Annotated in this window: 16 protein-coding genes; 6 read left to right on the top strand and 10 right to left on the bottom strand. The window is 58.5% G+C overall.

Annotation, left to right across the window (positions count from 1 at the left end; translation table 11 throughout):
- The first annotated feature begins 26 nt into the window (after positions 1–26).
- Positions 27–230: a helix-turn-helix transcriptional regulator gene (locus GQ57_RS40905; RefSeq protein ID WP_081896865.1), complete on the top strand. Its 204-nt coding sequence runs from the start codon at positions 27–29 to the stop codon at positions 228–230.
- 61 nt (positions 231–291) lie between these two features.
- On the opposite strand, the gene GQ57_RS38415 is transcribed toward GQ57_RS40905, so the two are convergent.
- The 4 genes from GQ57_RS38415 to GQ57_RS36295 all read right to left on the bottom strand — a co-directional run bounded on the left by GQ57_RS38415 (position 292) and on the right by GQ57_RS36295 (position 3,662).
- Complete coding sequence (locus tag GQ57_RS38415) at positions 292–1,569, bottom strand: hypothetical protein (RefSeq protein WP_052001612.1); 1,278 nt, start codon at positions 1,567–1,569, stop codon at positions 292–294.
- A gap of 12 nt (positions 1,570–1,581) precedes the next feature.
- The gene (locus GQ57_RS36305; RefSeq protein WP_034200431.1) at positions 1,582–1,920 is read right to left on the bottom strand and encodes a hypothetical protein; all 339 of its coding nucleotides are present in this window, start codon (positions 1,918–1,920) and stop codon (positions 1,582–1,584) included.
- An 8-nt stretch (positions 1,921–1,928) separates the two neighbouring features.
- Positions 1,929–2,210, bottom strand: coding sequence for a hypothetical protein (locus GQ57_RS36300; protein ID WP_152603454.1), 282 nt, complete (start codon positions 2,208–2,210; stop codon positions 1,929–1,931).
- 87 nt (positions 2,211–2,297) lie between these two features.
- The gene (locus GQ57_RS36295) at positions 2,298–3,662 is read right to left on the bottom strand and encodes an AlbA family DNA-binding domain-containing protein (RefSeq protein WP_152603453.1); all 1,365 of its coding nucleotides are present in this window, start codon (positions 3,660–3,662) and stop codon (positions 2,298–2,300) included.
- A gap of 557 nt (positions 3,663–4,219) precedes the next feature.
- On the opposite strand from GQ57_RS36295, the gene GQ57_RS36290 reads away from it, so the two are divergent.
- The gene (locus GQ57_RS36290; RefSeq protein WP_034200429.1) at positions 4,220–5,047 is read left to right on the top strand and encodes a DUF932 domain-containing protein; all 828 of its coding nucleotides are present in this window, start codon (positions 4,220–4,222) and stop codon (positions 5,045–5,047) included.
- A gap of 127 nt (positions 5,048–5,174) precedes the next feature.
- Positions 5,175–7,283: a ParB/RepB/Spo0J family partition protein gene (locus GQ57_RS36285; protein ID WP_034200428.1), complete on the top strand. Its 2,109-nt coding sequence runs from the start codon at positions 5,175–5,177 to the stop codon at positions 7,281–7,283.
- 146 nt (positions 7,284–7,429) lie between these two features.
- On the opposite strand, the gene GQ57_RS36280 is transcribed toward GQ57_RS36285, so the two are convergent.
- Both GQ57_RS36280 and GQ57_RS42660 read right to left on the bottom strand, forming a co-directional pair.
- Positions 7,430–7,786, bottom strand: coding sequence for a hypothetical protein (locus GQ57_RS36280; RefSeq protein ID WP_235215191.1), 357 nt, complete (start codon positions 7,784–7,786; stop codon positions 7,430–7,432).
- 128 nt (positions 7,787–7,914) lie between these two features.
- Positions 7,915–8,970: a hypothetical protein gene (locus GQ57_RS42660; protein ID WP_152603452.1), complete on the bottom strand. Its 1,056-nt coding sequence runs from the start codon at positions 8,968–8,970 to the stop codon at positions 7,915–7,917.
- A 70-nt stretch (positions 8,971–9,040) separates the two neighbouring features.
- On the opposite strand from GQ57_RS42660, the gene GQ57_RS42655 reads away from it, so the two are divergent.
- From GQ57_RS42655 to GQ57_RS42650, 3 genes are all read left to right on the top strand, one after another.
- Entirely contained in the window at positions 9,041–9,868 is an 828-nt protein-coding gene (locus tag GQ57_RS42655) for a hypothetical protein (protein ID WP_152603451.1), read from the top strand.
- 293 nt (positions 9,869–10,161) lie between these two features.
- Positions 10,162–12,135 carry a tetratricopeptide repeat protein gene (locus tag GQ57_RS36270; protein WP_034200425.1) on the top strand — a complete coding sequence of 658 codons (1,974 nt, stop codon included), beginning with the start codon at positions 10,162–10,164 and terminating at the stop codon, positions 12,133–12,135.
- Positions 12,136–12,312: 177 nt separating this feature from the next.
- Entirely contained in the window at positions 12,313–13,509 is a 1,197-nt protein-coding gene (locus GQ57_RS42650) for a hypothetical protein (protein ID WP_152603450.1), read from the top strand.
- 265 nt (positions 13,510–13,774) lie between these two features.
- Here the strand turns inward: GQ57_RS42650 and GQ57_RS42645 are convergent, their stop codons facing one another.
- The 4 genes from GQ57_RS42645 to GQ57_RS38410 all read right to left on the bottom strand — a co-directional run bounded on the left by GQ57_RS42645 (position 13,775) and on the right by GQ57_RS38410 (position 18,993).
- Positions 13,775–15,166, bottom strand: a complete 1,392-nt coding sequence (locus tag GQ57_RS42645) for a hypothetical protein (RefSeq protein ID WP_152603449.1) — start codon at positions 15,164–15,166, stop codon at positions 13,775–13,777.
- A gap of 337 nt (positions 15,167–15,503) precedes the next feature.
- Positions 15,504–16,487 carry a relaxase/mobilization nuclease domain-containing protein gene (locus GQ57_RS40900; protein ID WP_235215190.1) on the bottom strand — a complete coding sequence of 328 codons (984 nt, stop codon included), beginning with the start codon at positions 16,485–16,487 and terminating at the stop codon, positions 15,504–15,506.
- A gap of 21 nt (positions 16,488–16,508) precedes the next feature.
- Entirely contained in the window at positions 16,509–17,057 is a 549-nt protein-coding gene (locus tag GQ57_RS36260) for a plasmid mobilization relaxosome protein MobC (protein WP_034200423.1), read from the bottom strand.
- A 4-nt stretch (positions 17,058–17,061) separates the two neighbouring features.
- The gene (locus tag GQ57_RS38410; protein ID WP_152603448.1) at positions 17,062–18,993 is read right to left on the bottom strand and encodes an LPD7 domain-containing protein; all 1,932 of its coding nucleotides are present in this window, start codon (positions 18,991–18,993) and stop codon (positions 17,062–17,064) included.
- Between the last annotated feature and the right edge of the window lie 276 nt (positions 18,994–19,269).

Genomic DNA, 19,269 nt, shown 5'->3' with positions numbered 1-19,269 from the left:
TGCCTACAGTTCTCCTTGCCTCTAGGATAAAAGAGAACTCACTTGCCGAATGGCTACAAGAAACGTCTCAGGTCAGGACCGTTGCCGGCCTGTTCGGGATTTCGGTTCCGACCGTATGGCGGCATGCCCGATCAGGAAAACTGCCAGCGCCCAGAAAAATCGGCTCATCGACCCGGTGGAATGTCGGCGAACTTCGCGCCGTCCTGTCGGCCTGCCCTGTACAGCACTAACGCCATGCCTGTGCGCGGCACCCGTCCGGCAGAGAGAAAACTACGATATCTGCACGTCGCGTCAGATCGTTCGGCCATCGAGCCAGACCGGGCGCGACAGCCCGCAGCTCTCGTAAATGGCTTCCCAGAAAGGCTTCAACTGAAGAATCGGACTGGCATCGGGCGAGTAGGTGCCTGTTACGCTCACCACGTCTTGCAGACACCGCCCCTTCGGACCCGGTATCGACGCCCGGCCCGACGCAACGGGCACCTCAAGTCCCCGCCCCTTGAGACCGCTCATGCCAGCGATCCACCGGTAGGGTGGCTTGAGACCCAGACGCGCCTCGAACGCGCCGAGAGTGCGTAATGCCTGCGCGTACATCACCTCCGCGTCGGGAATGGACTTGACGCCCTGACGCTCAAGATAGTCCAGATACAGCGCATCGACCGCCCACACCTCACCCGTCTTGAAAGCGAATGTCGTCGTCGAAGCATCCCCTTCGCCCGCTCGCCGCGCAAACACACCGAAACCGTCTGCATGGCGCAGATAGCCAAAGCCGCCGTACCCATCCCAGAGCGGCCGGATATGATCCTGCGGCACGCTGGCGGCTGCTCTGATCTCATCTATCGTCCACGTCTTGTGAGGATCGAGTTCAGGCATCACGCGGAGCCACATCAAGGAGCGGTCTGCCAGCAAAATTTCCTGGTCCTGCTCGAGAATGTGCGTGCTAACCCCAATCGGATCAGAGACGGGACGCAACCGGCCAGGCGCGATTTCGCTTTTGGGCTGAAACAGGTCGGGCACCAGGGGCTGTGGCAAAGAGCTAACATAGGCTTCGCTCTCGATCACGAGACGAATCGCCTGCTCCAGGTCTTTCGAGAGTTTTTCACGGACCGACTTCCGAGTCTGCTCATCGGCATCGTCCGGGCAGTGGTACTTGATCGGATGCCGCTGATGCCGCAAATCGAAGGGTAAGGTTGCGTCTGAAGGCTCACCAAAAGCGGTATTCATCACCGGGACAATCCGTCCGTAGCCCAGCGTCTTCAGGGCCCATCCATATTCAATCAGGACGTTCGGATTCGGCGTCGGCCGCCCGTCGGCACGCTGGCCCACGAAGGTGAAGTCCGGCACGAACACCGCGGCCGCATCGATTTTCTCGAAGATGGTCTGCGCAATCGGCGGAAAGCCCGGTGCATCCTTCGTATCCCGATCGAGCACGAACTCGTTGCGATTCGCTTCCTGCAGATCGACTTGTTCACCAAGGCGACCGATTGCTTTCTCAAGCGCCCGCTCAAGAAGATTGCGCCCCCCAAGCGTCGCGCGATCCGCCTGCCATGAGAAGAAAATAGTCGCTGCCATGCCCGCCCTCCGTCATTCGCCTTGTTCGACAGCCCCGTCCAATGAAGTCATGCCCAAATCACTCATCGCCTTGCTGACGCCAAGGAACAGGTCGCACCGGTCATCATCCCTGAACGCAGCAAAAAGCACTTGGGCCTGGACTTTCTCCATGCACGCGTTCCATTCATCATCGTCGACTTCGCCCGCGATGCACGCTAACAGCGCATCAAGCACTTCGATTACGGGACCATAGAGGTCATCGTACGCATCATCCGCTTCCATTCTTGACGCGTGGACGATCTTCACCCGCTCCGCATAGATGTATCGACTTACCCACGGCTCATCCCGCGAGGTGTAGGACAGGGTAGTCACGTGTGTGCTTACCGAATCAACCGATCAAAAACCGCCATGAGCAGCGGCACGGCAATCCCCAGAACAGCGATAACCAACGCCAGGATGGCCACCAGCAGGGTCGATGTATTGGTCATGCGCGCATAGTAAAAGCTGCGCATTTTTTCAATCATCGCGTCGGGATTCTCCGCGCCCTGAGGGAACAGCTGGCGAAATTCAGCCTGCACCTTCGCCTCGATCGCTTCATGGAACTCGTGGTTCCAGCTGTCGGTCCAGTCGACAAACCGGCGAACAAACCACTGTTTGGACATGAATCTGCGTGGTTCCTTTCCCATTACCCGCCCCACTCGTGATTCGCTGATGTGCGGTCCAACCTGGATGCCTGACGCCGTGTCTCGTCATCTGCGCCCAGGCAACCCCGTCTCACTGTGATCAACGCCCACCGCGTTCCAGACCGTGTCAATTGCGGGCCCCACCATGATGGCGGGAGCGCCCTCGAAAGTATCGAGATAGACCGGTGCAGACACAACATCCGACAGATGCGCAGGAAACATCCGGTACATCGGTCCGACGCCCGTCGTCACCCTGACCTGATGTTCCCGTACATTCAGCAGGCTCAGGCACAGATAAGCCGGTGCCGGAATACCCAGCGTCTCCAACGCCTGCAACGATACCGGCAGATCGTGCTGGACCAGCGTGAGCTCATACTGCTGGGGAAAAATCGTCGACCTTGCAGGCTGACCTTCGTTGAGCGTCAATAGGCTGCCCACCAGTTCAATACACCCATCACGGAAGACCTGGGCATAGGCATCGGACTGTCCCTGCGCATCCCGAGTGCCTGTACAAATCACCCCCTCGAAGTTGGTCATTAGACTACCGAGGAGATTGGTGGCCGGTTGTGCACGCAGAAGATGCTGCGCGGCACGCTTCAGATCCTCGATCGGATGTTCGTCGGCACGCGTCAGCGACAGCACGGGGATAAGATGGACAACGAGCAACGGCCCAGGGCGCAAGGGTACCTGACTACGACGCTCCCGCAACGCAGTCAGTCGCAACTCCCGAAATGCCTGTGCCCGCTTTGGAAGACCCTCGGCATGAGCGAAGGCGGTACGAATGGCGTGAATATCCATAGGCTCCTTGCCCACCGAATTACGCAGAAAGAAATGTCCGCCACCTCTGCGGACGGCACGATGTGGCGCATTCGGACTCGGACCTACGCGAATCACGATGACATGACCACCACCAGCCACCGGCACCGGCCGCGCATGCAACGTCGCGAGTTGCGGTTCGAGCGCATCCCGCAGACTGTTCACGAGGTCGAGCAGCATCGCATCAGGGTTCGTCACCCGCACCGGGACGATCGCCCTGGCCACGGCCGAATCGCCTTCAGTCCTCGGAAAGGGCTCCAGGCCAATGACGAGATCGCCGCCAAAGGCGTTGGCAAAGGCACAGACGTCCTCTGCAAGTTTGCCTTTTTCGTCAGGGGTCAGTTTTCCGTCGTGCGTCAGATCCAGCTCGCGCTTGAAGTCGAGCGTACGGCTTTCGCGCACGCCGTTATCGATAAGCCGCTGAATGTCAGCCTCGGTGACATCCTCGAGGCGAGTACGCGGAATCATGCGTCCCCCGGGTAAACAGGTCTTCGTTTGAGATGAACGGCATCCGTGCACCAGATCGAGCCGACGACGGACGATATTGCCTGAAAGTGTAGCGGAAAAGCCGCCCGGATCCTGCCAGGCGACTGAACGGAACCACCTGGACTCCATGTCGGTTATTCCAAGTTCTTCCCATCCGGAGTGACAAGCGGGTTACCCGGTCGGGCGATTGACATGTATTCGACCCATCGTGTGTCTCCCTGTCTCATGACATGAGACAGGGCCGCGCTCGTGTGCTTTGCATCGAGCCCCCTGCGGGGTCTCGCCCTGTCGGCTTTGATCGCTGACGCCTCCGGCCCGGCTTCCCATCCGGGCCTGCGCGCTTCGCTTGCCCGGAGCCAGCGCCGGCGGCGGCCGTTGCCGCCTTCGCCGTTTTCCCTCGTTCCTCACCTCTTCCGCGACTGTAGCCCGCGGGCCAGGGCCGTCAAGGCGCGTCCGGCCGTGTCCTCGCTGCGCTGCGGGCCGCCCCACCCCGGCCGCGTCTTTCCTTGACGGCCCCGGCCAGCGCGCTCCTGACCGTCGCGGGCGAGGAACTCAGGAAAAACGGAGGCAACGGGACAGCCCAGTCCCCTGCGCTCACTCCATCGGACAACCCGAACAGCGGGCTCCAAAGCTTGGAATCCGGTGGCGATTTTGAACAGCCAATTCTTTTTGTCAGGAGCAACACCATGCAACTTGCTAGTCGTTTCGCGTCGGGCTCCCCTTCGCTGCGCTCGCGCTTCCCCATCCCGGATGACGTCATCCGCACCGTGGCCCCTTCGATCTTCGCGGACGCGGCCCACGACAGCCGCTCGGAGCGGTACAGCTATATCCCGACCTCGGCCGTGCTGAGCGAACTGCGCGGCGAAGGGTTCCAGCCTTTCATGGTGTGCCAGACGCGCGTGCGCCGCGACGACCGCCGCGAATTCACCAAGCACATGATCCGCCTGCGCCATGAAAGCCAGATCGACGGGGGAGAGGCCAACGAAATCATCCTCTTGAACAGCCACGACGGCACCAGCAGCTATCAGATGCTTGCGGGCATGTTCCGCTTCGTGTGTAGCAATGGCCTCGTCTGCGGCGACACCGTCGCGGACGTGCGCGTGCCGCACAAGGGCAACGTGGCCGAACAAGTCATCAAAGGGGCCTATGCCGTGTTGCAGGGTTTCGGGCAGGCCCAGGCCTCGCGCGATGCCATGCAGGGGATCACGCTGGATCAGGGCGAAGCCGAAGTCTTCGCGCGCTCCGCGCTCGCCCTCAAGTACGACGACCCCACCCGCCCCGCGCCCGTCACCGAGGCGCAAATCCTCGCCCCGAAACGCGCCGCCGACGCCCACGCCGACCTGTGGAGCGTCATGAACCGCGTGCAGGAAAACCTGATCACGGGTGGTCTGCCCGGTCGCGCGGCCAATGGCCGACGCCAGCAGACCCGGCCCGTACAGGGCATCGACCAGAACGTGCGCCTCAATCGCGCGCTCTGGCTGCTGGCCGATGGCATGCGCCAACTCAAGGCCTGATGTTTCCGGAGGGGTGCACGCCCCTCCACTCCCCCGGCGCTCACTGCCGTCCTGCGCCGTGTTGTGTCGTGCTGTTGTTCGTGTTTTTCCGGTGTTTTTCTCTCTTTATTTTCAAGGAATCCTGATCATGAATGCGATTACCCAAACCGAATCCCGCGCCGTCGCCTCGTTCGACAGGGCCGATCCCACCAAGAACCTGATTCTCGTGCCGCTCGGGCAACTGCTCCCGCGTCACTCGAAACTCAATGTGCGCAAGACCGCGCGCCGCCTGTCGATCCCCGAACTGGCTGCGAGCATTTCCCGCGTCGGGCTGCTGCAAAACCTGATCGTGGTGCTGGCCGAGGACGGCGAGCATTACGAGGTCGTCGCGGGCGACCGCCGCCTGACCGCCCTCAAGCTGCTCGCGAAGAAAAAACACATCGCCGCCGATCATGACGTGCCCTGTCTGCTCGTGGCCGATGCGTCCGCGCGTACCGTGAGCCTTGCCGAAAACATCCTGCGCGAGGCCATGCACCCCGCCGACCAGTTCGAGGCCTTCGCGGCACTCGTCAAGGAAGGTCGCCCCGTCGAGGATATCGCTGCCGACTTCGGCGTGTCCCCGCTCGTCGTGCTACGCCGCCTGAAACTCGCCAACGTCTCGCCCCGCCTCATGGCCGACTATCGCGGCGGCGACGTAACGCTGGAACAACTGATGGCCCTGACCATCACCGACGACCATCGCGCGCAGGAAACCGCGTTCTACGACGCGCCCCACTGGCAGCGCGGGTCGGCCGCGCTGCGCGAGCGCCTGATTGCGCGGGAAATCAGCGCGGCGCATCCGCTCGCGCGCTTCGTCGGGCTGGATGCCTATGAGGCCGCAGGCGGTCAGGTCATCCGCGATCTGTTCGCAGAGGACGACAGCGGCATCTATCTGGCGGATTCCACCCTGCTCGGCCAGCTTGCACAGACCAAACTCGATGCGCTCGCCACCGACCTGCGCGCCGAGGGTTGGGCCTGGGTCGAAGCCGTGCCGTATGTAAGCCACGCCGACCGGCAGGCCTTCCATACGGCCCGCCAGCACGCCCGCGAACCGAACGCACGCGAAGCCCGCCGCATCGCCTCCCTGCAAGCCCGCATCGAGCGCACCGACGCCGCACTGGACGAGGCCTACGAGGCCGAGGACGAGAACAAGGTCATTTCATTGCAGGAACGGCGTGACGCGCTCACGGCGAGTCTCGACGCGCTTCAAGCGGCTTTGCTCGACTACACCCCGGACGTGCGCGCCGTGGCCGGGGCCATCGTGACGGTCGGACAGAACGGCGAGGCCGTCACGCTGCGCGGCCTGCTGCGCGAAGCCGAGGCCCGCGCACTCGATACACTGGAACGCCTGAAACGCAGCCTGAACGGGGCCACAGCCACCATCACCCGCCCGGACGATCCGGGCGACAGGACGGACGAGGCAAACGACGCCCCACCGGCACCCGCCTCGCTGTCCGACCGCCTCGCACAACGCCTGAGTGCACACCGCACCGCCGCCCTGCAGATCGAAGTCGCCCGCCATCCGCAGGTTGCGCTCGCCGCGCTCGTGCATGGCATGGTGCAGACCACGTTGCACGACCAGTATTACGGCCACGATCTGCCGCTCGGCGTGAGGCTGGACATTCAGGACCGGCTTGCCAGTCTCGCCCCGGACTGGCCCGAATCACCTGCCGCCGTCGCGATGCACGACTTGCAGCAGTCGCACGCCACCGCACTGCCCAAGGACAGCGACGAACTGTTCGCCGTGCTGCTCGGGATGCCACAGGACGCGCTGGTCACGCTGCTGGCCGTCTGCCTCGCGCCCACCGTGGACGTGGTCACGCAGCGCGCCACGAAAACTCTCCCCGGCGAAGTACTGGCCGCAGCGGTCGGACTGGACATGGCGGCATGGTGGAAGCCGACCGCCGAAGGCTATTTCAGGCACATCTCGAAGGCCGCGATTCTCGACGCGGCCAAGACCTTCGCGCCATCCGAAGTCACCCGACTCGGCAAGCTCAAGAAGGGGGATCTGGCCACCGAAGCCGAACGGCTGACGGCGGACGCGCACTGGATGCCGTCCGTGTTCGGGGGCGGGGGCGTACCTGCCGACGACCTCGAGGACGCCCCTGAAGCCAACGACGCCGAGCACATTCCGGCGACCGACGACGACACTGGCGCGGATGACGTGGCCTATGCAGAGGCATCCGGCGATGCGTCCGCTCTTCCGATAGCTGCGTAATTGGCGCGGCCTGAGCGTCCCGGCACATCGCAGCCGGGGCGCTCACTTCCCGCTCCATGGTCAATACCACCGGCCCCTCCCCATTGACACGGGCCGTACATCCGGTCCGTCCGGCTACGCACGACCGATAAATCGCCGCACCTGTATCAGCCATCCAGCACGCTTGCTTGACCTGACTTCAGAAATGCCTGCAACTGCGCCCATGCCCGGAAATATTGATGCGCAGGCGCTGCGGACAACTGCGCATCGTGCAGCGACAGTATCTGGCCCACAATTTCCTGCTCCCCCACCTGAAGCGACCATTCCCCGCTCGCCAGAGAGCGTTCGATACAGTGCTCCAGTGCCTGCTCACCTTGCCTAAAAAGCTCAATATCGGCTCTAGGCAGGCACGTATCGCGCAAGTACCAGGCCAGATAAACCACGCGCAACAGACAAGTCATCTGGGCATGCCCTCCAGCCCCCGCCTTGACGGCGGCAAAGGCCAGATGATTTTCGAGCGACATTGCGCGCACCCTAGCGGGCGGCAACGGCAGCAGTTCATTCTTGCTGAGAGGCTTACGCCCTAGTTTTCGATTGTTTCCTGGCATGGCGCAACTGAGTACAAAGGAAGCTCACGAGTAGACATTCAAGACTATCGCTTCGAGACTCGATAACTACCGTCATACGAATGATCGCCGATACTGAGTTTACGAATCATATTTCGCTGCTCTTTTGGGATTTGAAATCTGTGAATTCCTATTTGATGCCCCTTCTCCGGGAAGGTCATGGCGAACATCCGCCCATCACCCGCTCCAATGTCCGCTATCGCCGCGCCCGAAAACACCGAATCAGTCAATACGTTATTAAGAATCATAAAGTCAAGTGAGACAATTTGACTTCGCCATTGCAAAAAACCAGAAATCGTAACCGCATCAATCATGGACAAGCTCCCGCCCGGTCGCTTTAGATATACACCATCCTGCGAAAGATCCATCCTGTGAGTACTTAACCACGAGGGACTGAACTGCGTTTCAGTTTCCGTAGTATCCAATTTTTGAACAAACTCATTGAATACCACTTGAGCGGGTTCCTGCGTACACAAAATTCCCGTAGAGCGAACTAGCAACTCCTGGTGATAATCACCGAAGACGGGCCATCGAGAATGGGATCCACCATTTTCATTCAGCACTCGCGTCGCTGAATGAAATATTGAAAATTCCCCGGTTTCCGACGACGAATAGGCGCATTGGAATTCATTCCAAAATAGCAAATTACTCCTAAATCGCAAATATTCATCTGGAATCCCGATACCGGAGAAATCAGGAAAATCCCGATCGATGGGCCTATCCCACCGTTGAAGCGTGTAGAGATCCACACCTCGTTTCCTCGCCTTCAGGCAAGCCGTATCTGTATAGCCCGACGTAGAAAATATCGCCCGGTGCGTCACTTTCGGCATATCGGTCAGTTTCGCAATAAGTTGCTCCACCTTTGCGACGTCTAGCGGCCGTCCTTCGTGCTTCACTTCCGCAGCCTTAAATGCAGTCACTACACCATTCTCGTCCGCGATAGTCACCGTCACGTCGACATCCCGCTCCCGTTCCGCAATCTCATCAAAGACCGTATCCCCTACAATGATCTCGACTGCCTGCGGTTCATGCCGAAAGCAGCAGAGTCCCACAAGGTACTGCACCATCATGGGTGTAACCATGTATTCACCCTCGAATCATCACCAGGAAGTTGCTCGTCGCTCATACGTCTACCATTCTTTCCGTCTACCTATGTCCAAAAAACTGCTGCTTACAGATTTTCGGGCGGTCCGCAGCAAGCTCGAACCTCACGACTTTGCGATCAGCGAGGGACAGGATGTCCCCCCATCCGACCTGATCAGCAAGAATGTCTGGGACGGGATCATGCACCTCCCCGAGGACGTCTCGCTCCGCATCTCTGATCATAACGGCACGCGACTTCGTCTCATGTACAATCTTTGGGGGGACTGGATTAAAGCGATAGGCGAGCCAAACCGGCCAGACGAAATTTACAACTGCCTGTTAGACGCCGCCGATTGCTTTCAATGTGCGAACTTCAATTTTCTGCATGGCTTTTATCGCGCCGCGATCGCCGAACTACGCACTGCATTTGAACTTGTGCTGATCGGAACATACGGTAGCCTGAATCCGGACAACGAAGATTACATTAGCTGGAAATCAGGTAAATCCGATCTAAATTTTGGCCGATGCCGAAAGAGATTATCTGGCAGTCTACGAAAGGAACAGATTAAATGGATATTCGGGGATCGCGATTTATTGGCCACAACATATCAAACGCTCTGCAATTACACCCATTCTCGCCCAGATGCAAGCGACGGCGCACTCTGGCAAAGCAACGGACCGGTCTACAATAGTCAGGCTATCAAACTAACTTTTCTGACGACACTGTCGGTCTACGCATTGAGTTATCTTCTGATTCGTCTTGCACGGCCTAATTTCACCATGCCGGAAGATAGCAGCATTCTCTTCGAGCTCGATTGGATGCCTGATCACCAAACCTTGGTGCGGGCTTTTTCAGACTTATATGGCTACACGCCGCCGCAGCAACCGACCGACTGAGCGCCTGGACCGAATCGCCCACCCCAAGGGTCAGTTAATTTTCATTGATGCCCCTTACCCAAGCCTCCAGGCATAGACAAACGACCTTTCGAGCAAGGTTCACGTCCTGTCTGTAAGAGCACTCAAGATAGGCCCTTCCCCTGGATAGCTGGCCAAATTCAATAAAAGTTCCAGATCAATTTTGATCGATCAAAATTTCTATCCGAGTGCAGGATAGGCCAGTGGGCCGGATTTACCGGTAACGTGCCACACTCTATGCGCACGATCCACATAACCTGCGTCAAACTAAGCTCATGAGTCATTTTGACGAACTACCCCATCGTGACCGAAATCACGAAATCGAGGACGAGGCGATCGCGGCCTTCCAGGCGCGGCTGACCGAAAGTAGCGCTTTCATTCTTCAAGCGCAAGATCGCAAGGACTACGGGACCGACTGTCAGATCGAAGTAACGGCAGACGGGTATGCCACTAACGTCCGGGTCCACGTCCAACTCAAGGGAACAGAGCGCACGCTAAACGCCGACGGGTCACTCAGCATCGAGGTACGCCGTACGAACCTCAACTACCTGTTCATGCAGCCCTATAGCGTTTACGTCGCCTATCATGCATCGACAAAATCGTTGCGTGTCCGCACGGCAGAGAGTGTCACTCGTCAATATGTGCATGGTGGAACGAACTGGACCACCCAGCAGTCGTTGACAGTTTCTTTTGTTGACGAACTAACAGTCGAGCGCCTTCGCCAACTCGCGGCTCTCGCCCGTGCCGATGCACAGTCGTTGCGCGATCGGCGCGTAGATCAGCTCGGCACGGCCGCAGAGGATCTATCTGGTCGCATTCTGACGTCTCCGCCAGATGTACATGTTCCCGAGTCGCCGTCCTTGGCTCGCAAGCTTCTTGCGGAACTCTACGAAAAAAACGCAGACGGGGTAATTAGCGCTAGTTTCGCAAAATTCGTGGCCGCTCTTGGTGCCGACGGTGACGCAATGGGCATTTGCTACATGTCCGAGATCAACCTCGGCATGGATGGCACGAGCCGCCATCCGGAAAGGATCAAGGACGCTATCAGCTTTTTCCAGACGAAGCTCACCGACGATCGTCAGCACATCGGCGCCCTTCACTACACGATCGGAAACGCCTTCCACGCTCTTCGCGACGAGCCAGAAGCCAAGCGCGCTTATGAAGCCGCGCTTGCCGACCCGGCACTCGCAGCCCTGCCCGAACTAGGCGCTCAGGTCCACAAAAATCTCGGTTTCAGTTACGAATTGCTTGGCGACCATGAACGAGCCGTCGATCACTACCGTGAAGCGTTGCGGTTAAATCCTGACCTTGCGGAAGCCCATAACGCGCTAGGCAACTATTACGTGCGTGTGGGCAAGTATGAAGAGGCCTTACGTCATTTCGATCAAGTCGTCTTCTCAGATCAAAAGCACGATCGGACCTCTGCCGTCACTGGCTGGCGTGCCAATGTGCTCTTCAACCTGGACGATGGACGTGCAGCGTTTCGCGAAATCAACGGCCTGGTCACTCACGCGGATCGCCTTCGTTGGATTTGGCCCTGGTGTCGCCGTTTGGTCGCGGCTTTTGGGCGCGCGAATGTGGACAATGCCCGCCAAGCTCTACCTTTCTGGCAACGCTACGTAAAAGCGAATCCCGACGATTCCGCCGCACGTTGGGAACTGCTCATGACAACGTTCTACTCGCGAGGTCAAGGGGAAGACGTCAAGAAGAGCTATAGCGAGTTCCGTGAGGAATTTGATCGTCATATCGTCCACATTGATGCCGACAATGCCGCGCTGCCTTGGGATCGTCTAGGTCATTGGGCGCAAGATGAGGAAGACTGGATTGAAGCAGAGCGCTGCTTTCGTAAGGCTTATGAATTGGCGGGCGGGGACTACGGCTATTGCCTCGCGATTGCCCTTAAAGAACTGGAGCGATTCGAGGAGAGCATACCGCTCTTGTTGGAGCAGGCTCAGACTGTTCAGCCGGATGCCATGAGCTGGTTTCAGTTGGCCGCGGCTTACGCAAGCCTCAGTCGTTGGCCGGAGGCGATCGCCGCCTACGAGAAGGTGCTTGCACTCGATTCAGACAATGCCGTGGCGATGTTCGATCTTGGTGGCACGCACTGGAACAGCGGTGATACAGCGGCGGCGGCCGAGATTTGGACGGCAGCAATAGAGCGCTTCACGGACCACGAACTCAGTGCCAGGGTGAGGCGCGATTTCGCGTGGATGTTTAATGATCCAACCGCTGAGCAAAGCACGCCATAACCGGGTGCCAACATACTCTTCGCCCCCCTACAAATAGCAAATCTTCGCCGAATTTAACTTCGTATGATTTTTTCACGACGCGCCCTCCAGCACAGACTGGACACCCTACGCTCGGTCCTAGGAGAAGACGCAACTGCCGCGCTCGCCGTTCGCATGAATCGACCGGGCAAGGACCGCATGGCAACCATGTGGGAAGTGGCGATTCTCAGTGGGTTGACCTCTCTTGGCACTCTCAAAAATGAATTGCCGCTGGACTCGGGACGACGCCCAGATATCGCTTTCAGCGGGTCTGATGTCGCGTTCGTGGCCGACGTGACCACCGTATCGGACACCGGTCTCGACGAGCAAAATCCTCACGCTGAATTGGGTTCCCTGATTGAGGAATTGAAAACCCGTTTGGGTCTAAATCCCGGCGGAATAGATCTTCGCATCCAATCAAAGAATTTACAGACTGCGCGCGGTACCAAGGTCTCGTTACGTCTGCCTGACCGAAAAAATCTTCGCGAGTTTGTACGTAAACAAATTGAACCTCAGCTTCGCAAACAGATTGAAGCCGGACAGGAAACGTTCGAGGTGGAAATTGATGACGAGACTGCAGGGCTTCATCTCAAGATCGATCCCCAAAAAACGCCATTCAGCAGCATGGGGTACGCGTCCTATGATGTCCCCACAATAAAAGACCGAAACCCTTTATACAATGCCTTACATGCAAAAGCGAAGCAGCTCCGCGGAGCACAAGGCCTTGTCGGCATCATCGTTGGCGATGGTGACAGTCAGGCGCTCGCCAGGCAGCACATTGGCTGGGATGCCGTCAGCGCATCCAATATTGCTACCGAGTTCTTAAGGCAAAACACGTCGATACATTTTGTTCTTCTGATTACTGTACGAGAAGACGGCTGGGGTGCAGGCGCTACCCGACCAATCCCCAAAGCATTGAGTATGCAGCTCATTACGGGGAAAAATACCGACGTGCCTCCGCAATTGCTTGAGATATTTCGTCAAATGTTGGTCGCAATGCCAAAGCCTGTTCTAACGCCGGTCAATGGCGCCCTTCGGGCCCGGGAAGACGGATATGGACTTGGATTCCATGGAGGGTATACGGTGTCAGACAGCTATCTCAAAATTAGCGCCCGGGAAATGCTCGAACTACTTGCAGGACGATGCTCGATCGACGAATTCAACGCGTCACATCAATGGACAGCAGACGCGGCCGGCACGAGGCCACGACTCACGATGAATCCTTTCGAAAGACATTTGCAAGAAGGACGACTTCCTTCTTCCATCAAACTCATTCGTACGGACCAAAATGAACCTGACGACTGGATCGAGATTGAATTCGGCCCGCCAGATGCTTCGATCAGTCCGTTTCGGTAAGGCGCAATCCCCAGGCGATGGGGATCGCAATGAAAAAGGTGCCATGATCAACTTTGTAGGAACGACGGATTTTCATTTGTGCACAAATGTTTGGACACGCACTGCAAGCTTTCGAGTGCAAGTCCGATCAGGCAGATCCAGTGCGTTAGGCTTGAGCGCGGGTGCCCGCTTCGCCAATCGCCTGCGCATTCGAGCGAACCGACAACCGTGAATACAGGTATATTTCGACTGAGTATCATGCTCGTCATTGCCGCTTTGGTTCAAATTACTTCGCGGCAATTCCACTAGGAGCTTTCTTCAAGGCGGACTGCAGCGCGCTAGTGTATGTGTCCTCGTCCAAGTCACTAAATGGTGCCGTACTCATGGTCACCTGGTTACCAACCTGTCTTACTTTCAAAAAAGCGTCACCATATACACCTGCAATCTGCTGCTTTTTTCCATCGTAACGGTCGTACTGAATTTGCCAGGTGGCCCCCGCCGGCAGCGTAACCGTTCGGGATTCATCCCAGCCAATATCGATATTCTGCGGCGTGGTGGTCGAATTCACGATCGACTGCTCTTCCGTATAGACAATCTTAAAATGTACCTTCCCACTTGTGCCTGCCCCATGATGCTCGGTTGACATACAGACACAGGCCACCGTAGCTGTACTGCATGTTCGCTCGAGCCACCAATCCTGTCCCGTACCTTGCTTCCCTTGGTCCCACGTCACTTGCAGTTGGGTTGAGTCGGGTATCACGGCCCATCCAGAATCGGGATATGAAAAGTGAACGGCAAGATCAGCATGCTCACCACCACACTTGATATCATCCTCTGCGGATTCCTGTGACATTTCTGGCGATACTTTCGTCTGCCTCGCCGTTCCAGGAGATGTTGTAGTAAGGTCAAACTCAATAGTCCCCGGAGTTTTAGGTAACGTAGCAACAGCCAAAGACACCGAACTCGTACCTATCGCCGGAAAAAACAAAAGCTTTTGGGTGGCGTAAGGAATGTTAACTGTTGCGTAGCTGATAGTTAGCGCGTTGGGCTGCGCGGCAAATTCAGATTTATCAATATCGAAACCGAGCTGAGCCGACGTGCGGAGCGTGGCAGGGAATGATTTATTATTGACGTTCAGAATTGGCGTATAACCCTCACGCAGTGCATCGTAAAAATCCCCGTCGAGAACTAGATGTACCACCCCGTTTGCCGGGTTGACATCTAGGAACGCAGGACCATAGTCTAGGACCTGTGGAAAGGAATGACTGAATGGAAGGTCATGAATAGATGACCGCACCTGCGTATTTAGCGACGAGAGGTCTTTGTAGGTTTTGTTCTCGAAATCTGTTGCTTCTGATGCAATAGAATTTAAAGCGTTCTGCTCCGTTCCAGACAGCTTGTCGATTGTCAGGTCCAACTCACTGTTGTATGTTTCCTTGGCTTGCTGAATCGCGATATAAACTTGTCCACCGGCCTGTGCCTCTAGAATCTCGCCATTTGCTGCCGCATTAGAGATAGCCTCCTTGATGTCGTTACCAAGCTTGTCGAGCCCCACACCAATTGCTAGGCCGCCTACCGCACTTCCCCAATCTGCTTGCGCAAGTCCTGGAACTGCTAGTATTGCAATCGCAGACAACATCATGAAGCTTTGCGGTATCGAGACACGGAAAGCTTTCATTTTTATTTCCTTTTTTAAGAAAATACCGAATACCCGCCAAGGTCATACGCGAGCCAGCGAACTCCACCCTACTGCTTGACAATGTAGTAGGCCAATCTCACTAAATCCAGTAGCGGCCGTAGGCCCGCCCACCTGGCCTGACGGAATGTGTAGCCAAACAGCATTCGCGGGGCTGCGCGCAACGCATCTGCATAACATTTGCGAGTTTCGATCGCTGTAATGCGACGACCACAGGCATATTCCGCACAAAATTAGTGATTTTTTTCGCCAGTTTCCTGTCGTCAGCACGGGGCTCACACCGACCAAGACGCCTCGTAGCCTCAGTCAGCCGCCGCTATTAGATATCTGGGACGTTCTTCTGTTCGGTGTGAACTTTCATTTGCTTGCCTGTAGGGGCGATTGAGGGAATGTCTACCCACTTCGATCCACGCTTCGCAAGCGTCACGGGCATCGAATTTATGAAACCAGTAATCCTTTTCGCCATACCACGATCATCTGCATCTGACGATTCCGCCAAGATGCTCGCCACCGCGCGCCAAGCCGACAGGGTTGACAGGTACGCATCAAACGCCACATGAGGATCAGATGTGGATGCATCCCGAGTAGGAAACCCCGCACCTCGCGCCCGCATATGCTTGACCGCCTGACGCTCGTATTGCTGAGTCACTCCACGCGTCCGTCGAGGCGTCGCGTTTGCCTCGACACCTCGATCGCGTAGTTCCTGCGCGAATCGCTCGCGCCACCGTTGCAGGTCTGCTTTGCGCGGATTGAGTCGACGACCGTCCCAACCTCTCGCAAGCACGACGATATGCACGTGCGGATGGGCTTCATCATCGTGTGCGGCAAATACGTACTCTCGCTGCTCGCCGAACTCCTCGCGCGCGAACGCTCGGGCGGCATCCTTGACGTCAGCCCGATCAGTTCCCGGCGGCATCGACACCATGACGTTGAATGCTTCTCGACGTGTACCTGTTTCCTCGATGCCTCGTCCGGCCACCTGCCACATCTGGGCAAGGTCCTGCACCTCGGGCCGCCCAGAAATCAGATTACCGTCCTGATCCTCTAGATCCACCTGGCCATGGCGGCTGATGTAATCCAGATGCGCACGGATCGCACCCATGCCGTTCTGGCCACCTCGTCGATTCGTGATTTTCACCATCACTTCGGGCACACGCCGGACGGTACGCGCAATCTGCGCGCGCAGTGCCTTCGGCTCGCGAATCGGGGTGGTGCGACTGGTACGCGGTGCCTTACGTGCTCGCACCGGTTCATAGAAAAGACGATCTCCCCACTGCAACAGCAGACCGTCGGCATTGGTCATGGACGCCGGCATGATCGATCTCTATCGACACCACCGCTGTAGATTAGCGCGCTGCATCTCGTGGACGGCTTTCAGATGCGCAGTGATTTCCCTGCGCAGCACATCCACCACAATCAGTCGACCACGTTGCGCGGCCAAGGCGGGATTCGCATTCAAGGTTCGCGCTAGCTGATTCAAATTTCGGCCAATCGCGGCCAGTTGATAATTAGACGCTTCGAGCACGGCCGTTTCACGATCGCCCAGTTGGGGATGGCTCGTGATCTGCGCACGGACCATCGCGACCATGAATCGGCTCAGGGTAAAACCCATATGTTTTGCGATCTGGCTAACCGCCTCGTACTCTCCCTGGCTGAACTGAACCTTGACCGAGATACGTTCATCGCTGTCGGGTCGTTCAACATGCGGCAACTGACCGACCTCAGCACCCAGCGCCTGAGCCACCATGAGCCGAACCGCGTCATTGACGCTCACGCCCCGTCGCTGGCACCAGACCGTGAGTTCGCCTTTCATGTCGCCCAATGAGACATCGATACGCTCCGACCGGGAGCGGCGACCCGTCGAATTTTTCATATGCTCACCGTGAAGGGATGGCCGGCGCCGTAGGCTGCAACACGCGCTCGACTTCCGGTGCTGCCGCCGGCGCTCCCGGATTGCCACGCGAGCGAGGCTGTTGTACCCGGCCAGCGGGATCGAACAGGCGCGGTGCGGGAACCGGCACACCTTGTGCCCCCAGTCGGTCCATGACCTCCCCCGCCCTCGCCTGCACCTTCGTCACCGACTTCTCGCTGAAACCCTGGGCGCGCATCGCCTCGGCAATCACGCTCATATGCAACGCACGCTGCGGGTCGTCTGGCGCGGTCGCGGCGACAGGCGGCCGATCTCGTGGCTCACGTGGCTCGACTGTCGCGCGCCAGACGTAACGTTCAATCGTCCGGCGCTCGGTCCCCGTGATGTCACCCCGGCCATCAATCGCCGACACTTCCGCATCGACACGACGGCGGCCATAGTTCGCCAGACACACCTGATCGCCGATCTGAGCGCCACCCGTGGTCATGGCGCGCTCAAGGTCCGCGCCCCACACCGTCAACTGATGACCATCGGCTTCGCGTAACGTGGCAAAGTACGCCGCCTGCGCGCCTGCCCGATTCTGGTACGGCGCACGGCCATGTGCGACGAGTTCGCCCCGAAACTCCGACTCTGGCAACCAGTCCGGTGGAATAGAGGTGATCGGCGCAAGCGGCCCGGCTCCGAGCTGGGTCGTTGGTCGTGCCATGTCGTTCGAAGGCGGCGGGTCCATCGTCATGACCAGCGGCCGAGCCGGGCTCTCAGCCGGCGTCGGCTCTGGCCTGCTGACCTCAGCCCTCCAGACGTTGCGTTCGACCACTTTGGGTTGTTCGCCAATCACCTGCCCCGCAGCATCCCGCACCGGCTCAGTGATTGTCACCGGCTGGCGTCCAAGATTCGACAACGTGATCGTCTGTCCAGATTGCACACCACTGGCCTGCATCGCGCGCTCAAGATCGACACCCCAGACGGTTTTGTCGGTCCCGGCGGCATCGCGCAGCGTCACGAAATACGAGCGCGTGCCATCCGGTGCATTCTGATAGGGTGCCGCCCCGTGCCGAATCAGCTGCCCCGTCCATCCTGCATCCGATGGGGCCGCCTGACTGGTCGCCGGGGCCGGCGTCGGCATCGCAGCGCCTGCCGGCATGCTCGTGGCATAGACCTGCTCAACACGATTGGTCATGCGCGCCAGCATCAATTCCTCCAGCGCAGCCTGATCCTGTGCATTTGGGACATAGCCGGTCACACCAATGCCGCGAACCGCGGCTTCCATCCAAACTGCCCGGCGGAAATCCTCGTGCCCCTTCACACGGATATGGGTCCAGCCTTTCGCGAGCGCCATTTCCGCCATTGACTCGGCGATATCGGGCCGGTTATGCGCCGTCACCATGCGCACACCCCGGTCCTCGAACGCCATCTGGCGAGAGCCGTCCCGCAGGAAATATTGGTGGCCTGCCTGCAGAAAGCGCTTCGACACGCTGTCCGGAGGGGTTGCCAGTGGATCGCTCGCCGAGGGGGACGCCGTCTTAGGCACGTCCCCCGCCGGCCCTCCTTCTCGCTGACGAGTCTCCGTTTGTGGCGCGCTTGACGAACCGGCAAGCTGTTCCGCCGCGCCATCGTCCGGCGGTATCTCGCGTGGATCTCCGGTGGGCGATACGCCAGGTGCCACCCAGTCAGGTAGCTGCATACCCTCGCGTGCTGCCGCCAGATCGCGCTGACGCCTGCGTTTCAGCGTCTCCAGCGCGTCCGGGTCGATCCAGTCCAGCCGCGACGCGGATGGATCACCCGGGTTCGTCGGCGACGATACATCCGGCGCGACAGGCTCACGCTCGATCGAATTCATCATCGCGCTCGCAGTCGAATTCGCCGCGCCAACGGCATCGCCCGATGGCTCCGCCCTGCTCGCCACGCTGTGCCCCGATGTTGCTTCGTGCCCGTCCATCTGACCACTCCTCAAGCCTGTTCGCGCCCGTTTGCCTTCGTTTACGTCGGATCTAGCGGTCCAGGCCTTCCGCCGACTTCGCGGGTTGCTGTGCCTGGCGCGCTTTCGCTTCCTCGAGCGCGGTGCTACGCGCGGCCTTCACCCGGTCCCACGATTTGCCCTTGGCTGCATCTGACCTGAGGCGGAATTTTGTACCCAATCAGGCAGTGAGTCTCGCGTTGATATTATCGGAATCCAGCCAGGCTCGACGGACCGTGGCGGGAGGTTGATAGCGAT

Origin of the sequence: Burkholderia sp. MSh2 (assembly GCF_000731655.1) — a bacterium.
Taxonomy (GTDB): domain Bacteria; phylum Pseudomonadota; class Gammaproteobacteria; order Burkholderiales; family Burkholderiaceae; genus Burkholderia; species Burkholderia paludis.
Note: the sequence above shows the minus strand (reverse complement) of the source record. Positions and strands in the feature narration are given on the sequence as shown.

Excerpts from the sequence above, each read along its gene's own strand:
- GQ57_RS38415 (WP_052001612.1), bottom strand. The coding sequence starts at position 1,569 with ATGGCAGCGACTATTTTCTTCTCATGGCAGGCGGATCGCGCGACGCTT.
- GQ57_RS36300 (WP_152603454.1), bottom strand. The coding sequence starts at position 2,210 with ATGTCCAAACAGTGGTTTGTTCGCCGGTTTGTCGACTGGACCGACAGC.
- GQ57_RS36295 (WP_152603453.1), bottom strand. The coding sequence starts at position 3,662 with ATGGAGTCCAGGTGGTTCCGTTCAGTCGCCTGGCAGGATCCGGGCGGC.
- GQ57_RS36290 (WP_034200429.1), top strand. The coding sequence starts at position 4,220 with ATGCAACTTGCTAGTCGTTTCGCGTCGGGCTCCCCTTCGCTGCGCTCG.
- GQ57_RS36285 (WP_034200428.1), top strand. The coding sequence starts at position 5,175 with ATGAATGCGATTACCCAAACCGAATCCCGCGCCGTCGCCTCGTTCGAC.
- GQ57_RS36280 (WP_235215191.1), bottom strand. The coding sequence starts at position 7,786 with ATGTCGCTCGAAAATCATCTGGCCTTTGCCGCCGTCAAGGCGGGGGCT.
- GQ57_RS42660 (WP_152603452.1), bottom strand. The coding sequence starts at position 8,970 with ATGGTTACACCCATGATGGTGCAGTACCTTGTGGGACTCTGCTGCTTT.
- GQ57_RS42655 (WP_152603451.1), top strand. The coding sequence starts at position 9,041 with ATGTCCAAAAAACTGCTGCTTACAGATTTTCGGGCGGTCCGCAGCAAG.
- GQ57_RS36270 (WP_034200425.1), top strand. The coding sequence starts at position 10,162 with ATGAGTCATTTTGACGAACTACCCCATCGTGACCGAAATCACGAAATC.
- GQ57_RS42650 (WP_152603450.1), top strand. The coding sequence starts at position 12,313 with ATGGCAACCATGTGGGAAGTGGCGATTCTCAGTGGGTTGACCTCTCTT.
- GQ57_RS42645 (WP_152603449.1), bottom strand. The coding sequence starts at position 15,166 with ATGAAAGCTTTCCGTGTCTCGATACCGCAAAGCTTCATGATGTTGTCT.
- GQ57_RS40900 (WP_235215190.1), bottom strand. The coding sequence starts at position 16,487 with ATGACCAATGCCGACGGTCTGCTGTTGCAGTGGGGAGATCGTCTTTTC.
- GQ57_RS36260 (WP_034200423.1), bottom strand. The coding sequence starts at position 17,057 with ATGAAAAATTCGACGGGTCGCCGCTCCCGGTCGGAGCGTATCGATGTC.
- GQ57_RS38410 (WP_152603448.1), bottom strand. The coding sequence starts at position 18,993 with ATGGACGGGCACGAAGCAACATCGGGGCACAGCGTGGCGAGCAGGGCG.